Source organism: Peribacillus sp. NPDC096540 (assembly GCF_050278525.1).
GTDB lineage: Bacteria > Bacillota > Bacilli > Bacillales > DSM-1321 > Peribacillus.
On record NZ_JBNNTG010000003.1, the window covers coordinates 50,822 to 65,754 of the forward strand.

General features: G+C 40.4%; 16 protein-coding genes and 1 pseudogene. 15 read left to right on the plus strand and 2 right to left on the minus strand.

The window, feature by feature from the left end:
• The first annotated feature begins 264 nt into the window (after nucleotides 1-264).
• From ACQKMR_RS04080 to ACQKMR_RS04110, 7 genes are all read left to right on the plus strand, one after another.
• Nucleotides 265-930: an O-methyltransferase gene (locus ACQKMR_RS04080; protein WP_427696141.1), complete on the plus strand. Its 666-nt coding sequence runs from the start codon at nucleotides 265-267 to the stop codon at nucleotides 928-930.
• Entirely contained in the window at nucleotides 917-1,846 is a 930-nt protein-coding gene (locus ACQKMR_RS04085) for a peptidase U32 family protein (RefSeq protein WP_427696142.1), read from the plus strand. Before ACQKMR_RS04080 ends, ACQKMR_RS04085 begins: the two co-directional genes overlap by 14 nt.
• 32 nt (nucleotides 1,847-1,878) lie before the next feature.
• Nucleotides 1,879-3,150 carry a peptidase U32 family protein gene (locus tag ACQKMR_RS04090; RefSeq protein ID WP_427696143.1) on the plus strand — a complete coding sequence of 424 codons (1,272 nt, stop codon included), beginning with the start codon at nucleotides 1,879-1,881 and terminating at the stop codon, nucleotides 3,148-3,150.
• Between the two features lie 4 nt (nucleotides 3,151-3,154).
• Complete coding sequence (gene udk / locus ACQKMR_RS04095) at nucleotides 3,155-3,790, plus strand: uridine kinase (protein ID WP_427696347.1); 636 nt, start codon at nucleotides 3,155-3,157, stop codon at nucleotides 3,788-3,790.
• Between the two features lie 277 nt (nucleotides 3,791-4,067).
• Complete coding sequence (gene greA, locus ACQKMR_RS04100; RefSeq protein WP_427696144.1) at nucleotides 4,068-4,544, plus strand: transcription elongation factor GreA; 477 nt, start codon at nucleotides 4,068-4,070, stop codon at nucleotides 4,542-4,544.
• 160 nt (nucleotides 4,545-4,704) lie between these two features.
• Entirely contained in the window at nucleotides 4,705-6,444 is a 1,740-nt protein-coding gene (locus tag ACQKMR_RS04105; protein ID WP_427696145.1) for a peptidoglycan D,D-transpeptidase FtsI family protein, read from the plus strand.
• Nucleotides 6,445-6,543: 99 nt separating this feature from the next.
• On the plus strand, nucleotides 6,544-7,257 hold the full coding sequence (locus ACQKMR_RS04110; RefSeq protein WP_427696146.1) for a YrrS family protein: 714 nt from the start codon (nucleotides 6,544-6,546) through the stop codon (nucleotides 7,255-7,257).
• An 85-nt stretch (nucleotides 7,258-7,342) separates the two neighbouring features.
• On the opposite strand, the gene ACQKMR_RS04115 is transcribed toward ACQKMR_RS04110, so the two are convergent.
• On the minus strand, nucleotides 7,343-7,555 hold the full coding sequence (locus tag ACQKMR_RS04115) for a DUF2536 family protein (protein ID WP_053347042.1): 213 nt from the start codon (nucleotides 7,553-7,555) through the stop codon (nucleotides 7,343-7,345).
• A 160-nt stretch (nucleotides 7,556-7,715) separates the two neighbouring features.
• Here ACQKMR_RS04115 and ACQKMR_RS04120 point away from each other — a divergent pair, with 160 nt between their 5' ends.
• The 6 genes from ACQKMR_RS04120 (at nucleotide 7,716) to ACQKMR_RS04145 (ending at nucleotide 12,272) form a co-directional block, all read left to right on the plus strand.
• The gene (locus ACQKMR_RS04120; RefSeq protein WP_427696147.1) at nucleotides 7,716-8,354 is read left to right on the plus strand and encodes a class I SAM-dependent DNA methyltransferase; all 639 of its coding nucleotides are present in this window, start codon (nucleotides 7,716-7,718) and stop codon (nucleotides 8,352-8,354) included.
• Nucleotides 8,355-8,370: 16 nt separating this feature from the next.
• Nucleotides 8,371-9,066, plus strand: a complete 696-nt coding sequence (gene mtnN, locus ACQKMR_RS04125) for a 5'-methylthioadenosine/S-adenosylhomocysteine nucleosidase (protein WP_427696148.1) — start codon at nucleotides 8,371-8,373, stop codon at nucleotides 9,064-9,066.
• A 92-nt stretch (nucleotides 9,067-9,158) separates the two neighbouring features.
• Nucleotides 9,159-10,082: a PLP-dependent cysteine synthase family protein gene (locus ACQKMR_RS04130; protein WP_427696149.1), complete on the plus strand. Its 924-nt coding sequence runs from the start codon at nucleotides 9,159-9,161 to the stop codon at nucleotides 10,080-10,082.
• 1 nt (nucleotide 10,083) lies between these two features.
• Nucleotides 10,084-11,220, plus strand: coding sequence for a bifunctional cystathionine gamma-lyase/homocysteine desulfhydrase (locus ACQKMR_RS04135; protein ID WP_427696150.1), 1,137 nt, complete (start codon nucleotides 10,084-10,086; stop codon nucleotides 11,218-11,220).
• Nucleotides 11,221-11,334: 114 nt separating this feature from the next.
• Nucleotides 11,335-11,601, plus strand: a complete 267-nt coding sequence (locus ACQKMR_RS04140; RefSeq protein WP_427696151.1) for a YrhC family protein — start codon at nucleotides 11,335-11,337, stop codon at nucleotides 11,599-11,601.
• A gap of 530 nt (nucleotides 11,602-12,131) precedes the next feature.
• Entirely contained in the window at nucleotides 12,132-12,272 is a 141-nt protein-coding gene (locus tag ACQKMR_RS04145; RefSeq protein WP_116820737.1) for a YrzI family small protein, read from the plus strand.
• 407 nt (nucleotides 12,273-12,679) lie between these two features.
• On the opposite strand, the gene ACQKMR_RS04150 is transcribed toward ACQKMR_RS04145, so the two are convergent.
• Nucleotides 12,680-12,865 (minus strand): hypothetical protein, encoded by a 186-nt coding sequence (locus ACQKMR_RS04150; protein WP_427696152.1) that lies wholly within the window; start codon nucleotides 12,863-12,865, stop codon nucleotides 12,680-12,682.
• Between the two features lie 192 nt (nucleotides 12,866-13,057).
• Between ACQKMR_RS04150 and sigK the strand changes: the two genes are divergently transcribed.
• Nucleotides 13,058-13,780, plus strand: coding sequence for an RNA polymerase sporulation sigma factor SigK (gene sigK / locus ACQKMR_RS04155; RefSeq protein WP_053347035.1), 723 nt, complete (start codon nucleotides 13,058-13,060; stop codon nucleotides 13,778-13,780).
• A 378-nt stretch (nucleotides 13,781-14,158) separates the two neighbouring features.
• Nucleotides 14,159-14,376: pseudogene (locus ACQKMR_RS04160) on the plus strand (transposase); the annotation flags it as partial.
• Between the last annotated feature and the right edge of the window lie 557 nt (nucleotides 14,377-14,933).

The window sequence follows — 14,933 nt, forward strand, 5'->3', positions numbered from 1 at the left end:
GGAGGGATATTACTTTCCCCTTGTTTTTATGATAGAATAGTAAAAGTGAAATTTCAGATCCGATTTTTATCGATGACTGTAACTCGGCGATTGCCGGGTTTTATTTTGAAAGATAAGGAAATATAGATCGTCAAGCATACTGGTTTCAGCATGTTGTGTAAAGATGATGGCACTTAAAAGATACTGATTATCTTTCGGTCCACCCCATCTTCTGCTTGAACCAACCAAAGCGCTTTCGTTTTTCTTATTATTGGAGGAAATGTCTTGAACGGAAAAATAGAACAATATCTTCATTCCTTAATCCCGGAACGTACGGGTTTGATTAAGGAGTTAGAGGATTTTGCAATGGAAAATAATGTGCCGATCATGGAGCCTGAAGGTATAGAGGTGCTACTCCAGATCTTGAGGCTTCATCAACCGCAGTCAATATTGGAAGTTGGTTCAGCGATTGGCTATTCGGCTATAAGAATGGCTGAAACCTTGCCAGAAGCGCGTATCGTCACACTTGAACGGAATGAAGCTCGAATTCAACAGGCGAGAGCTAATTTTGCAAAGGCTGGCCTTTCGGAACGGATTACCCTTATTGAAGGGGATGCCCTTGAAGCAGGGCCGCTAGTAAAAGAACATGGTCCATTTGATATTATCTTTGTTGATGCAGCTAAAGGGCAATACAAGCGCTTCTTTGAACTGTTTGAGCCATTCCTGAATGATGCTGGCATTATTATTACTGATAATGTATTATTTAAAGGCTTGGTTGCTGAAAACATAGAAGAAATGGAAATGACGAGACGAAAACGTGCTCTTATAAAAAAAATTAGAGATTTTAACAATTGGTTACACAACCATCCACATTACGATACAGTAATTCTGCCGATTGGTGACGGTGTGGCCATAAGTAAACATAGAGGTGACAAAAATGAAAAAGCCTGAATTACTCGTGACTCCGACAAGTGTCACTCATATTACAGCGCTTATCGATGCGGGTGCTGATGCATTCGTTATCGGGGAACAACGCTATGCGCTTCGTTTAGCAGGTGAGTTCAAACGTGAGGACGTCAAGAAAGCGATTGAACTTGCACATGCAGCAGGTAAAAAAGTATACGTGTCTATGAATGCTATTTTTCATAATGAAAAAGTGGACGAGCTTGAAGAATATGTCGCTTTCCTGAAGGAAGCAGGGGCCGACAGGATTATCTTTGGAGATCCTGCTGTCTTAATGGCTATTCGAGCTGTAGCGCCGGATATGCCGTTGCACTGGAATACAGAGATGACGGTAACAAACTGGTACACGTGTAATTATTGGGGAAAACGCGGAGCTGTCCGTGCCTTGGCTGCTCGTGAAATTAGTTTGGACGAGATTGTTGAAATGAAGGAAAATGCCGAAGTCGAGATTGAAGTGCAGGTCCATGGCATGACGTGCATGTTCCAATCGAAGCGCACACTGCTAGGTAATTATTTTGAATACCAAGGCAAAGCGTTAGAAGTGGAAAATCGGAAGGTACAAAAAAATATGTTCCTGCATGACAAGGAACGTGAAAATAAATATCCGATTTATGAAGACGAAAATGGAACGCATATCATGAGTCCGAACGATATGTGCATGATTGATGAACTTCAGGAATTAATTGAAGCGGATATTGATTCTTTGAAAATTGAAGGGGTGTTACAAACGCCTGAGTATATCGTAGAAATGACAAAGTTATATCGTGAAGCGATTGATGTATGTGTAGAGGATACGGACCGTTATGATGATATGAAAACAGAGCTATTTGAAAAAGTCAAAGCTATTCAGCCGGAAAACCGTGAGTTGGATACAGGATTCTTCTTTAAAGAATCGGTTTATTAAAGAAAAGGGTAAGAGAAAGAGGAGGAATAGCCTTGAATGCTATTGCTGATAAAATTTCCAAGATTGTTGATGGAAAGAGAGTCATTGTTAAAAAACCGGAATTGCTGGCGCCCGCTGGCAACCTGGAAAAATTAAAAATAGCTGTCCATTATGGTGCAGATGCCGTGTTTATTGGCGGACAGGAATACGGACTGCGTTCAAATGCCGGTAACTTCACTTTTGAGGAAATGAAGGAAGGCGTTGAATTCGCTGAAAAATATGGTGCTAAAGTATATGTGACTACGAATATCTTCGCTCATAATGAAAATATCGATGGTCTTGAAGAATATCTGGAAGGCCTTCAGGAAGCCGGTGTTCATGGAATTATCGTTGCTGATCCATTAATCATTGAAACTTGTAAGCGGGTTGCTCCTAACGTTGAAATCCATTTAAGCACACAGCAGTCTTTATCGAATTGGAAGGCTGTTCAGTACTGGAAAGAGGAAGGTCTGGAGCGTGTTGTTTTGGCACGTGAGACAAGTGCTGATGAAATTCGTGAAATGAAGGAGAAAGTCGATATTGAAATCGAAGCGTTCGTTCACGGTGCAATGTGTATTGCCTATTCTGGACGCTGTACGCTTTCAAACCATATGACTGCACGTGATTCGAACCGCGGCGGCTGTTGCCAGTCTTGCCGTTGGGATTATGATTTATATGAATTAAATCAAGACGGGGAAAAAGCTTTATTTGATAAAGAAGATGCTCCGTTCGCAATGAGTCCGAAAGACTTGAAATTGATTGAATCTTTGCCTGGCATGATTGAAATCGGCATTGATAGCTTAAAAGTCGAAGGCCGGATGAAGTCGATTCATTATATCGCTACAGTAGTCAGTGTCTACCGTAAAGTGATTGATGCGTATTGTGCCGATCCGGATAATTTCAAGATTAAGCAAGAATGGTTGGAAGAGCTGGACAAATGTGCGAACCGTGAGACAGCATCAGCGTTCATGGAGGGAGAAATTCCTGGGTATAAACAGCAAATGTTCGGGAATCATACCGTAAAGACTCGCTTCGACTTCGCTGGACTGGTGCTTGATTACAATGAGGAAACTCAAATCGTCACTCTACAGCAGCGTAACTTCTTTAAGCCTGGTGATGAAGTGGAATTTTTCGGACCGGAAATCGAAAATTTCACTCAAAAAATCGGCACGATCTGGGATGAGTCAGGTAATGAGTTGGACGCAGCACGCCATCCGCTTCAAATTGTCCGCATTCAAGTAGATAAGCAAGTATATGTGAACAATATGATGCGGAAGGAGAATTAACATGATAGAGAAAAAACCAGTAGTAATCGGAGTTACCGGCGGGTCAGGGTCAGGTAAAACAAGTGTTACCCGTTCAATTTTTGAATTCTTTCAAGGTCATTCAATCTTGATGATCGAACAAGATTATTATTATAAAGATCAGAGTCATCTTCCGTTTGAAGAACGATTGAAAACAAACTATGATCATCCGCTCGCATTTGATAATGATTTGTTAATCGAGCATCTTAATGCGTTGCTAAGCTATGAAACGATAGAAAAGCCTGTTTATGATTATTCAATTCATACACGTTCGGATGAGGTAATCACCGTTGAACCACAGGATGTTATCATTCTTGAAGGGATACTGGTGCTGGAAGATGAACGCCTTCGAAATTTGATGGATATGAAGCTCTATGTAGATACTGATGCAGACTTGCGGATACTCCGCCGAATGACGCGCGATATTAAAGAACGCGGCCGTTCCATAGATTCTGTCATTGATCAATACATTAGTGTCGTTAGACCGATGCACAATCAGTTCATCGAACCGACAAAACGTTACGCCGACATCATTATTCCTGAAGGTGGTCAAAACCATGTGGCGATTGACCTTATGGTGACAAAAATTCAAACAATCCTTGAACAAAAGTCTTTTTTGTAATAACATAGCATAAATAATGATAGGTGCCATTTTCCTTCGTTTTTTATAAAAATCCCATTTATTTATTGGGAAAGACTGGACAAATGTTGGAAAACGCAATACTCTATTCTTGATACAGAACGAACCGGCTGCTCAGGTGCAGTCGGTTTATATACTAAGGAACGGTTTGTTTCTTAGTATCAAAGCGTGCACTTTATTAAAGGCGTTAAGAACAATATAGTACATAAACTTGTCACAGCAAATGTTTGCTGTAAAGAATTTGAAGGAGTGAAGGGTTTTGGCAATTGAAAAAGAATATCCAATGACTAAAGAAGGTAAGGTAAAACTTGAACAGGAACTGGAACAATTAAAAACAGTTAAACGGAAAGAAGTTGTAGAGAGAATTAAAATCGCCCGCAGTTTTGGAGATCTTTCTGAGAACTCAGAGTATGATTCCGCAAAAGAAGAGCAGGCATTCGTTGAAGGACGCATTACTACAATCGAAAACATGATTCGTAATGCAAAAATCATTGAAGGCAATGATTCGAATACAGATACAGTTTCACTTGGAAAGTCTGTTACATTTGTAGAACTTCCAAACGGTGACGAAGAAACCTATTCTATCGTAGGTAGCGTTGAAGCGGACCCATTCGAAGGGAAAATTTCAAATGATTCTCCAATCGCCAAAAGCTTAATTGGAAAAAGAGTCGGCGACAAGGTTTCGATTATTACACCTGGCGGCGAAATGAGCGTTAAAATCGTGTCTATTAGCTAATGATATTTAAAGAGGATGCCCCTTAGGGCATCCTCTTTTTGTCGGTATAACGTTAGTCTCTCTATAAGTTGAATGAAAGTAGAAAATCAAGATAGTTAAATTTGTTCATAATTGTTTAAAAATTCACACCTCGTCAACAATGGTTACGAGGTGTATTTTTATGAAAAAGAAACGAATGAGGATGCTGGCTATTGTATTGGCTACTTTGATGCTAATGCTCATAGCCAGGCTTGCCTACATCCAACTTGTATCGACAGAATCCTTCTCTAAGCATGATGTGAATTTAATAGAAGCAAGTGTAAACCAGCGGTCACAGATATTAAAGATTGATGATGGGCGGGGGAAGTTTTATGACAGAAATGGTGAGCCGCTTGCCCATGAAGAGATTCCAACCCTTGTGCTGTTTCCATTTTTGAACAAAATGACATGGCCTATAGATGAAATTGCCTCGATTATCGGCATACCGGAATCGGAGTTGAAAAGGGCAATTGCGGAATCGGATGAACCATTTGTTTTTGGCGGAGATGAACCGATTGAGTTAACAGCAAGCCAATCGAAGGCTATCAATGAATTGAAGATCCCTGGGGTTTTTGCTGTGAAAGAAAAGCTATATCATGATCAAACTCCGGCAGCGCAATTGATTGGTACGACGAATAAATCAGATTCCGAAAAGAAAAAGCGTTACCCGGATATGGAACTAGCTGCTGAAACAAGAATCGGCAATACGGGACTTGAAAGAACCTTTGACGAATTCTTGCTTTCAGCAGGAGAATCAAAGCTCGTCTTTCATGTGGATGCCACTGGCGGTCCAATGTTCGGTGTGGATGTAAAATACGTAGAACCTGCAAACCCGCTCTACCCAGTGAAGGTTGTAACAACGATTGATAAAGAAATCCAGGAAAAAGCGGAGAAGCTTGTCGACGAGCGAGGGATAAAAAAAGGGGGTCTCGTGCTGATTGATATAGAAAAAAGTGAGATCGTAGCCATGGTATCACGTCCAGCACTTGATATAAAGGATCCGAATGGTGAAGGAGCCATAAATATGATGCTAACTCAAAAAACGCCGGGCTCCGTTTTCAAAACGGTCACAGCTGCAGCAGCAATTGATTATGAAGCAGCTAGTCCTACAAGAACATTTAATTGTAATTTGACCATTAACGGAAAAACAGATAAACAGAGAGAGCTGGGCATGCTTAATTTTGAAAACAGCTTTGCTCAGAGCTGTAACAGGACGTTTGCCGAGTTGTCGCAGGAAATCGCCGTGAAAGACCCTGACTATCTGGATAAATATGCAAAGATGTTAGGCTTAATCGGTGAATCGGGATGGCAGGGGGATGTGTATCATACAGCAGTTACTCAACTGCATCATGAACAAAAAGGAAAGGTCTGGCATGATGACGACTTAAAAAAGGACCCTAAAATGATTGCCAAAACGGCAATTGGTCAACAGGATGTTCAAACGACACCGCTTGCAATAGCCAACATGATGGCGACGATTGCCCGCGGCGGTAAGAAAGAACAGGTCAAAGCCGTGTCTAAGGTTGAATTTAACAATAGTACAACAGTTGTAAGCTTTCCAAATCAAAGTATGGATGGGAATTCCCTTTCTCCCTATACAACAATGAAGCTGCAGCATCTTTTACGGAAAGTTGTAACCGAAGAGAAAGGGACTGGTGCTTCTTTAAGGGATTTACCTGTAGAGGTCGCAGGCAAGTCTGGAACAGCACAGACAAATATTGAAAAAGGGAAGCTCAATAAATGGTTTGCAGGCTATTTCCCTTATAAAAATCCTAAATATGCATTGGTTACAGTCAGTTTTGAAACGCAAGAAGATAGTACCAGCATGACGCCTCTTTTTTCAGATATTGTAAAAGTTATGTACTCCAAGGACCAGGACTAGTGCAAGAATTGACGAAAAGTCTAGGAAAGCCTTCCCTTCTATCTCTAGCCGAATCATGTTAAAATGAGGCAGTAAGAAATGGTAAGGGAGGAATGGACCTTGGGCTCAAGATTCAATCAAAGAGATCAAAAAAGAAAAGTAAATAAAATATATAATATCGCAATCACTGTTGTCTCGATTCTAATAGTCATTGTCGCCGTCTCTATTTTCTTAAGTGATGATGGCTCTAAACCAGAAAAAGCTACAACTGAACCAAAGCAGACCGTTGAAAAAGATCAGAAGAAAGTGGATAAACCTGCTGGCAAAGAAGAAGATACAGATTTGACTAAGGAAGAGGAAGAGGAGGACGAGGATAGCAAAGCAACTGAAGAAGGTACAAAAGAAAATACTGAAGATGACACAGACACAGATACAAATACAGACACAAATACAGACACAAACACAGATGCAGCAGAGGACGCTGAGCTTGTCGAAGTGGAAGGAAGCGGAGATGGGAATGTCGCGACAGCATACACGAGTGAGAGCTGGAAACCAGTTGGCACAGAGCAATCCGGTGAACACACAACAAGCTTTCAGAAGGATTCTGTTGATTGGAATGAAATGAAAAAAGCCATTGCCAATGGAGCCAGTATTGACCAAGGAAGCATGAAATTGTGGTGGCTCCAAAATGGCGGATCACCTAACACTGCAATCGGTACTGTATCAGAAGGGGACAACCCTAAAACCTTCCGCGTTTATATTGAATGGGTAGACGGATCAGGTTGGAAGCCTGTAAAGGTTGAAGAATTGAAGACTAATGATAAAAAGAAATAGAGTCAGAGTAAATAAGAAAATATCTCCACATTAAAAAAACCTCGAAAAGAGTCCTTCTTTTCGAGGTTTTTTTGGATAATAAAAATTACTTTTTTGCTTTAAAGTGAACGACAGCACTGTAAAACCTTCTGCCCTCTTCACTGACATACATTTGGTGCGATACGGAGTGGACTTGAAGCATGATCGCTTTATTGATTTCGATTTGTGACTGGATTTTTTCTTCTAGGTTCTTAATGCTTTCTGCTTCAAAAAATTCAATTTTATCTTCGAATAAGTTTAAGTCGAGTTGAAAATTCATTTCTGTATTCCTCCAACGTTTTGATAGTGTTAGTTTAACACCAAATGAATTGAATCTGAACTTGAATGGTAGATTTGCCTAAAAAAATAAGAACTGTTCTTAGGTTCATTTCATATTATACTTATAGGTTTTGTTATCTTATCATAAAAAGGTGATTAAAATGGGCAGAGAATTTGTAGAGTTATTTGAGGAATGGTCGAAATCGTATGATGATACCGTCGGTGGACACGATATTGAATATCAAGAGGTTTTTAAACATTATAACAACATATTAGACAGCGTCACGAGTCGGGCTCACGGTCATGTACTGGAGTTTGGGGTAGGGACGGGGAATTTAACGACAAGGCTGCTGAAGAAAGGTCTTATGGTGTCTGGAATTGAGCCATCACCTTCAATGAGGGAAATAGCGGCTAGCAAGTTAGGGGTAGAAACAGAAATTATCGATGGTGATTTTATAGATTTTCCGGAGCCTAAACAAGTTGATTCGATTGTGAGTACGTATGCTTTTCACCATTTAACAGATGAAGAAAAAGAAAAAGCTATAGCGAACTATGGAAAGTTACTGAATACAGGTGGTAAAATAGTGTTTGCGGATACAATGTATCAATCGAGAGACGCGCATGAACAAGCGATTCAAGATGCAAAGCATGCAGGCTTTCATAATTTGGCAAACGATTTGCAAACGGAATATTATACGACCATTCCTTTTTTAGAAAAAGCACTTGAAACACATGGATTTAAAGTGAACTTTGAGCGCTGCAATCAATTCGTCTGGATTATGGAGGCTGAAAAATTATAGGAAGAGGTTTTTACTAATGAAGGTAGCCATAATCGGAGCAATGGAAGAAGAAGTTACGATTTTACGTGATAAATTGGAAGGTTTGGAACAGGTTACGATTGCTGGATCCGAATTCAACACAGGGACACTGAACGGCATTGAGGTCATTTTACTTAAATCGGGAATCGGTAAAGTGAATGCTGCGATGTCCACAACGATTCTTTTAGAAAAATTCAAACCGGATGCGGTCATTAATACAGGATCTGCTGGAGGTTATCATCCAGCGCTTAATGTCGGGGATGTGGTCATTTCAACAGAAGTGCGCCACCATGATGTTGACGTGACAATCTTTGGCTATGAATACGGTCAAGTGCCGCAATTGCCAGCAGCATTTATCCCGGATGAGAAGCTTTTTGCAATCGCAGAAGAAGCAGCGAAAGAAATTGAAGATATTCAAGTGGCGAGAGGTTTGATCGTGACGGGAGATTCTTTCATGAATGATCCTGTTCGGGTTGAATTCGTCAGAGGGAAATTTACGGATTTATATGCGGTAGAAATGGAAGCGGCAGCTATTGCTCAGGTAGCACACCAATTTAAAACACCGTTTGTTATCATTCGCTCCCTTTCAGATATCGCTGGTAAGGAGTCGAATATTTCCTTCGACAAGTTCTTAGAAACGGCGGCACTTCATTCAGCCGCTCTGATTTTAAAAATGGTTGAAAAAATGAAATAAATGGTAGTGATCAGCGGACCCTTTCCGTTGATCATTTCTTTATTTGTATAGTACACTAAATCGGTAGGTAAACTCTGAAAGGATGTCCAAATATGAAGGTCTTTCAAAACATTCATGATTTGATTGGGGAGACTCCCCTTATGGAAATCACCCATTTCCCTCTTCCAAATGAAGTCCGGATTTTTGCCAAGCTGGAATTCTTTAACCCTGGGGGCAGTGTGAAGGATCGGCTTGGTCAGGAACTTTTAACGCAAGCGTTTCTGTCAGGAAGAGTAAAGGAGGGCGGAACCATCATCGAGCCGACAGCTGGAAATACTGGGATTGGCTTGGCTCTGGCAGCGATTAACAGTGGTGTGGGTGTAATATTTTGTGTACCGGAGAAATTTAGTACCGAGAAACAGGAATTGATGCGAGCCCTTGGTGCAAAAGTGATTCAGACTCCGACAGAGGAAGGAATGACAGGAGCGATTGCTAAGGCAAAGGAGTTGCTGGCTGAAATTCCGGATGCCTATTGTCCTCAGCAGTTCGCCAACCCATCTAATCCAGAGGCGTATTACAAAACACTAGGTCCGGAAATTTGGGAGCAGTTGAATGGTTATGTGGATGTGTTTGTTGCTGGTGCCGGTACGGGAGGGACCTTCATGGGGACATCACGTTATTTAAAAGAAAAAAATCCTGCGATCAAAACCGTCATTGTTGAACCAGAGGGATCAATTTTAAGCGGAGGCAAAGCTGGGCCTCATAAAACAGAAGGGATCGGCATGGAATTTTTACCTCCCTATATGGATGAAACGTATTTTGACCAGATTCATACGATAAGCGATAGTAATGCATTTCAGATGGTGAAGGAATTGGCGATTAAAGAAGGCCTGCTTGTTGGGAGTTCTTCTGGTTCGGCGTTTGCAGCGGCAATGATAGAAGCGGAAAAGGCTGCTCAAGGAACAAATATTGTCGTGATTTTTCCGGATTCTAGTGAACGTTACTTAAGCAAAAAAATTTATCAGGGAGGCCTGTGAAATGAGAAAAAAAACACAATTGATTCATGGCGGCATTTTTGGTGATGAAAAAACAGGTGCGGTTTCGGTACCGATCTATCAGGTAAGCACCTACAAGCAGGATGGTCCAGGAGACCATCGAGGCTATGAGTATTCCCGTACTGGTAACCCAACCCGCCATGCCCTGGAGGAATTAATCAAGGAGCTCGAAGAAGGGAAAAGAGGATTTGCCTTCGGTTCCGGAATGGCAGCGATGACGGCGGTGATGATGTTGCTCAATCAAGGTGATCATGTATTGCTGACCGATGACGTATATGGAGGTTCTTTTCGGATCATGACAAAAGTGTTGAACCGCTTCGGCATTGAAGCGACCTTCGTCAATACGAGTGACATTAACACTATCGAAAAAGAAATCAAGAGCAATACAAAAGCATTGTTCATTGAATCACCGACGAATCCATTATTGAAAATTACTGATCTTGAATCGGTATCTAAAATAGCTAATGCAAACGGCTTGCTTACTATTGTGGATAATACATTCAGTACGCCATATTGGCAAAATCCACTTAACCTTGGAGCAGATATCGTACTTCATAGCGCGACGAAGTACCTTGGGGGGCACAGCGATGTTGTAGCGGGTCTTGTCGTGGTGAATGATGAAAAACTCGGTAATGACCTTCATTTCATCCAAAACTCTACAGGGGGCGTGCTAGGGCCTCAAGATTCATGGCTGCTGATGCGTGGCATGAAAACACTTGGCATCCGGATGGAAGAACATGAAAAAAACACATCCCAAATCGTTCGTTTCTTAACCGAGCATAAAGGAGTTTCAAAAATCTATTATCCAGGTCTTGAAAACCATCCAAACCATGACATAGCCAAAAAACAATCACGTGGCTTTGGCGGCATGGTTTCATTCGATGTCGGCAGTGCAGAAAAGGCCAAACGTGTGCTAGAGAAAGTAAAATACTTTACCCTTGCAGAAAGCCTTGGGGCAGTGGAGAGCTTAATCTCGGTTCCAGCCTTGATGACGCATGCTTCGATTCCAGCAGATCGCCGTGCTGAACTTGGAATCACCGATGGATTAATTCGTATTTCCGTAGGTCTTGAAGACGTGGAAGACTTAGTTGAAGATTTGGAACAGGCGCTAAGAGGTTAAACGGACAGCATCACCTTCACAGCTTACTGCCATTATTTACACCGTATCATTTGGAATAAATATGGTAGAATGAGATATCGATTACTTACTAGCTTGAAAGAAGGTGGAAATGGCATGAAAAATCGTAAAATACAAACGGCGGCAGTCCTACGTTCAAAAATGGCTGATTTTAGACAATTTGCGATTACCTTGCTATGTGTGGGCTCGTTCTTCTACTTAGGAACCATACTCCCTTCTATTGAAAAAACGATGGTTTCCACTTATGTCAATATGGGAGCCACAATTTTGTTCCTCTGTATGTCTATCCTATTTTTCCGATTATCCAATAAATATAAAAAGATCTTGGCAGAAATGGATGACCATGACTCTTTAAAACAATAAAAGTAAGCCTGATTCTTCGTAGTTGTTGACGGAGAATCAGGCTTTTTTGTTTTTCCAACACTTAGAGAAAATCAATAACAGGATAGTGGTGCCTTTTCTATGGGCTGCTTTTTCATACTAATTACCTCCCTTAGCTGTGAATTTCTTATGAAAATAGGAAAAAAGAAAGAACTTTCAAAAAAATAGGCAAAAGCCGTTTACAAAAAAGTGATTTGTGGATATACTTACCAGGTAATAAAAAATATTCCAAAGGAGGTCGAAGAAAATGAAATTGTATTTACAAGGATCCATCACTAATCAGATTGGCTGGACTGTTTCAAATAACAATCAAATACTATTCGACCTGTACCAAGCGGAATATTTATAAAGCAATTTTAGCTTTATTAATCATTCAGACATAGCGGCCGCAGGGAGAAATCTTTTATCCTGCGGTCTTTTTATATTCTCTAAAAATACCCGCAGGAGGAAGTAACTTTCTGCGGCCTTTTTATGCCTTTTTGGTGAGCCGCTCCCTTAAAGGAGGTGATATTATGACACTGAATATGCTATTTTTTACGATCACAATTAAAATGAAAAAAATGACTGCTGAAGAATGTTTGCAACAGGAGAGAATTCACAAGCTTCGTGAAGAACACCTAAACAATGCAATGAAGCATCGTCCTTTTTTCTAAGACTTGATATGTACGGTTATCCGTTAGGATTTATAAATTTTAGGAAAGGTGGAGGTAAATATGATTAAATTGGTTTATATAAAAGGAGATAAGTGTTGTTATTGGAATGAGAAGGATACCGGCTAATGGATCTGTTTCCTTTCACATTATTGCCATGGTTTGTATTCAAATTGTTCAAATAAGCAACGGTTAAGAGCAGCGGAAACATGATAAATTGAAGATAAGTTAGATATGGGGAGTGATTCTTGATGTTCTCAATGGTAATGATTCTTATTTTTACAACTGTCATCGGAACTGTAATCGCTGTAAATGTTTCCGTCGATGCTGATCAGCCGCTTCACAGTTTAAAATAAAAAAATGTAAAGTAGAAAACTCGGCATTTCAGCCGAGTTTTTTCTATGCTTTTATCAGCAACAAGGACCAAATCCACCGAATCCAAACCCACATCCGAGCCACCAAAAGCCGAATATGAGCAATAAAATCAAGAGGACAATAAACAGGCCGTACCCAAACCCATAACATCCTCCTCCATAACAAGGTGCTGGACCCGGATAACCATAGTTGTACCCGTATGGTCCATAGTTATATCCCATGGTAAAAACCTCCTCTCCCTAAAAATTCACTATCATTATATGAATGTTTGTCTTTGTCCGATTGGGATTTCAACCATTCTTGTTTTAGACATTTTTTTACTTTCATGATTTCTTTTAGTGGTACAGGCACGAACAAGCCCACTGTTGCATAGGTATGAATAGGGAAACCAAAGAAACGGGAGGATGAGACCAATGCCCGGAATACTTACAGCTGTCGGATATATTATCAAAGAATTTTACTTATTAGTCTCCTATGTAAAAAACAACGCTTTTCCCCAGCCCTTGTCATCCCAGGACGAAAAGAAGTACCTGAAGCTCATGGGTGAGGGGGATGGTGATGCCCGTAATATCCTTATCGAGCATAACCTCAGGCTTGTTGCCCATATTGTCAAGAAATTCGAGAATACAGGCGAAGATACAGAGGATCTGATTTCGATTGGAACAATTGGCTTAATAAAAGCCATTGAAAGTTATTCCGATGGAAAGGGTACAAAGCTGGCCACATATGCAGCACGTTGTATCGAGAACGAGATCCTGATGCATTTACGAGCAACAAAAAAAACGAAAAAGGATATTTCATTACATGATCCGATTGGTCAGGATAAAGAAGGAAACGAAATCAGTTTAATTGACGTGTTGAAATCAGAATCAGAAGATGTCATTGATACAATTCAGCTCAATATGGAAATTGAAAAGGTGAAAAAGTATATTGATATTTTGGATGAACGAGAAAAGGAAGTCATTGTTGGCCGGTTCGGACTAGATTTAAAAAAGGAAAAAACCCAGCGGGAAATTGCAAAAGAACTTGGGATTTCCCGTAGCTATGTATCACGAATTGAAAAGCGTGCCTTGATGAAGATGTTCCATGAGTTTTACCGAGCAGAAAAAGAGAAAGAAAAGAAAGCAAAAGGATAAAAATTATTTTTAAAAGTAAAAAGAGTGCGGGTCAAACTTCCCACACTCTTAGACTGTAGACAAACTCGATAAATAATTGAGTTTGTCTACAGTTTTTTTGAGGATTTGTAAAATTTGAACGTTTGATTTCCACTACAGGCACTCGCTTTCCGCGGGCGGTCCGGGAGCCTCCTCGGCGCCCTTTGCGCCTGTGGGGTCTCCCTTGGACGCGCTTTTCCCGCAGGAGTCTCGCACCTTTCGTTCCAATCAACTTTGTTTTAACATTTAGATAGAACCCCTTTTGCCAACAGTCTTTTTTGTTTTAAAATAGAAGTATAAAAACTTGAGGTGATAAGGATGCTTTCTAAACATGATTCTATTTAGCGAGATCAACTTGAAATGATTCCTTTAGATCAACTGGTGCCAGCGAACCATTTGGTTCGTAAAATTGAGGCCGCCATTGACTTCTCTTTCATTTATGACTTGGTGAAAGATATGTATTCAGAGGTAGGACGCCCAAGTATTGATCCAGTTATTTTAGTTAAACTGACATTCATTCAATATACGGTATTCGCTCGATGCGTAAGACAATTGAAGAGATAGTTACGAACATGGCCAACTGGACTTGGCGAGGGCCAGAAATGGCCTAAATAATGAACTCGGAGAGGTCAACTATTCTATAACTGCTTCAAATCCAATAAAAAATCAAAAAGGTTTCGGAATGAGACCATTCCGAAACCCTTTTGTCTACAATCTGAGAGTGCGGATCAAACTTCCCGCACTCTTTTTGCTTTAATATTTATTTCGGAATAAGTCTGCAAAGGCATGATAAATCTCAATACCTTGGAAAAGGAAAAGACGTGAAGCAGTTAAAGAAAAGATACCAATCATTATTAGACGAAACCACATGTTCATCACTCCTCGATTTTATTTTTTTATAAAATCTTAGAGTTTGTGGATACGTAATTCGCCTGGTAAAAGACTGGGCTGAGAAATCGACGTCGAAGATTTGAGTGAAAATAAAGAAAATTAAAAATAGAAAATTCGAAAATAAGAAAAAGAATAATCGGCTGCCAGGAACCTAAGAAAGGTATGAGCGGTAGTTTTTTCTCGGCCTTATCCCAATGATGAACATCATAGTGCTCTTCAAGGTTTAATGGCTGAGTGTGATGTT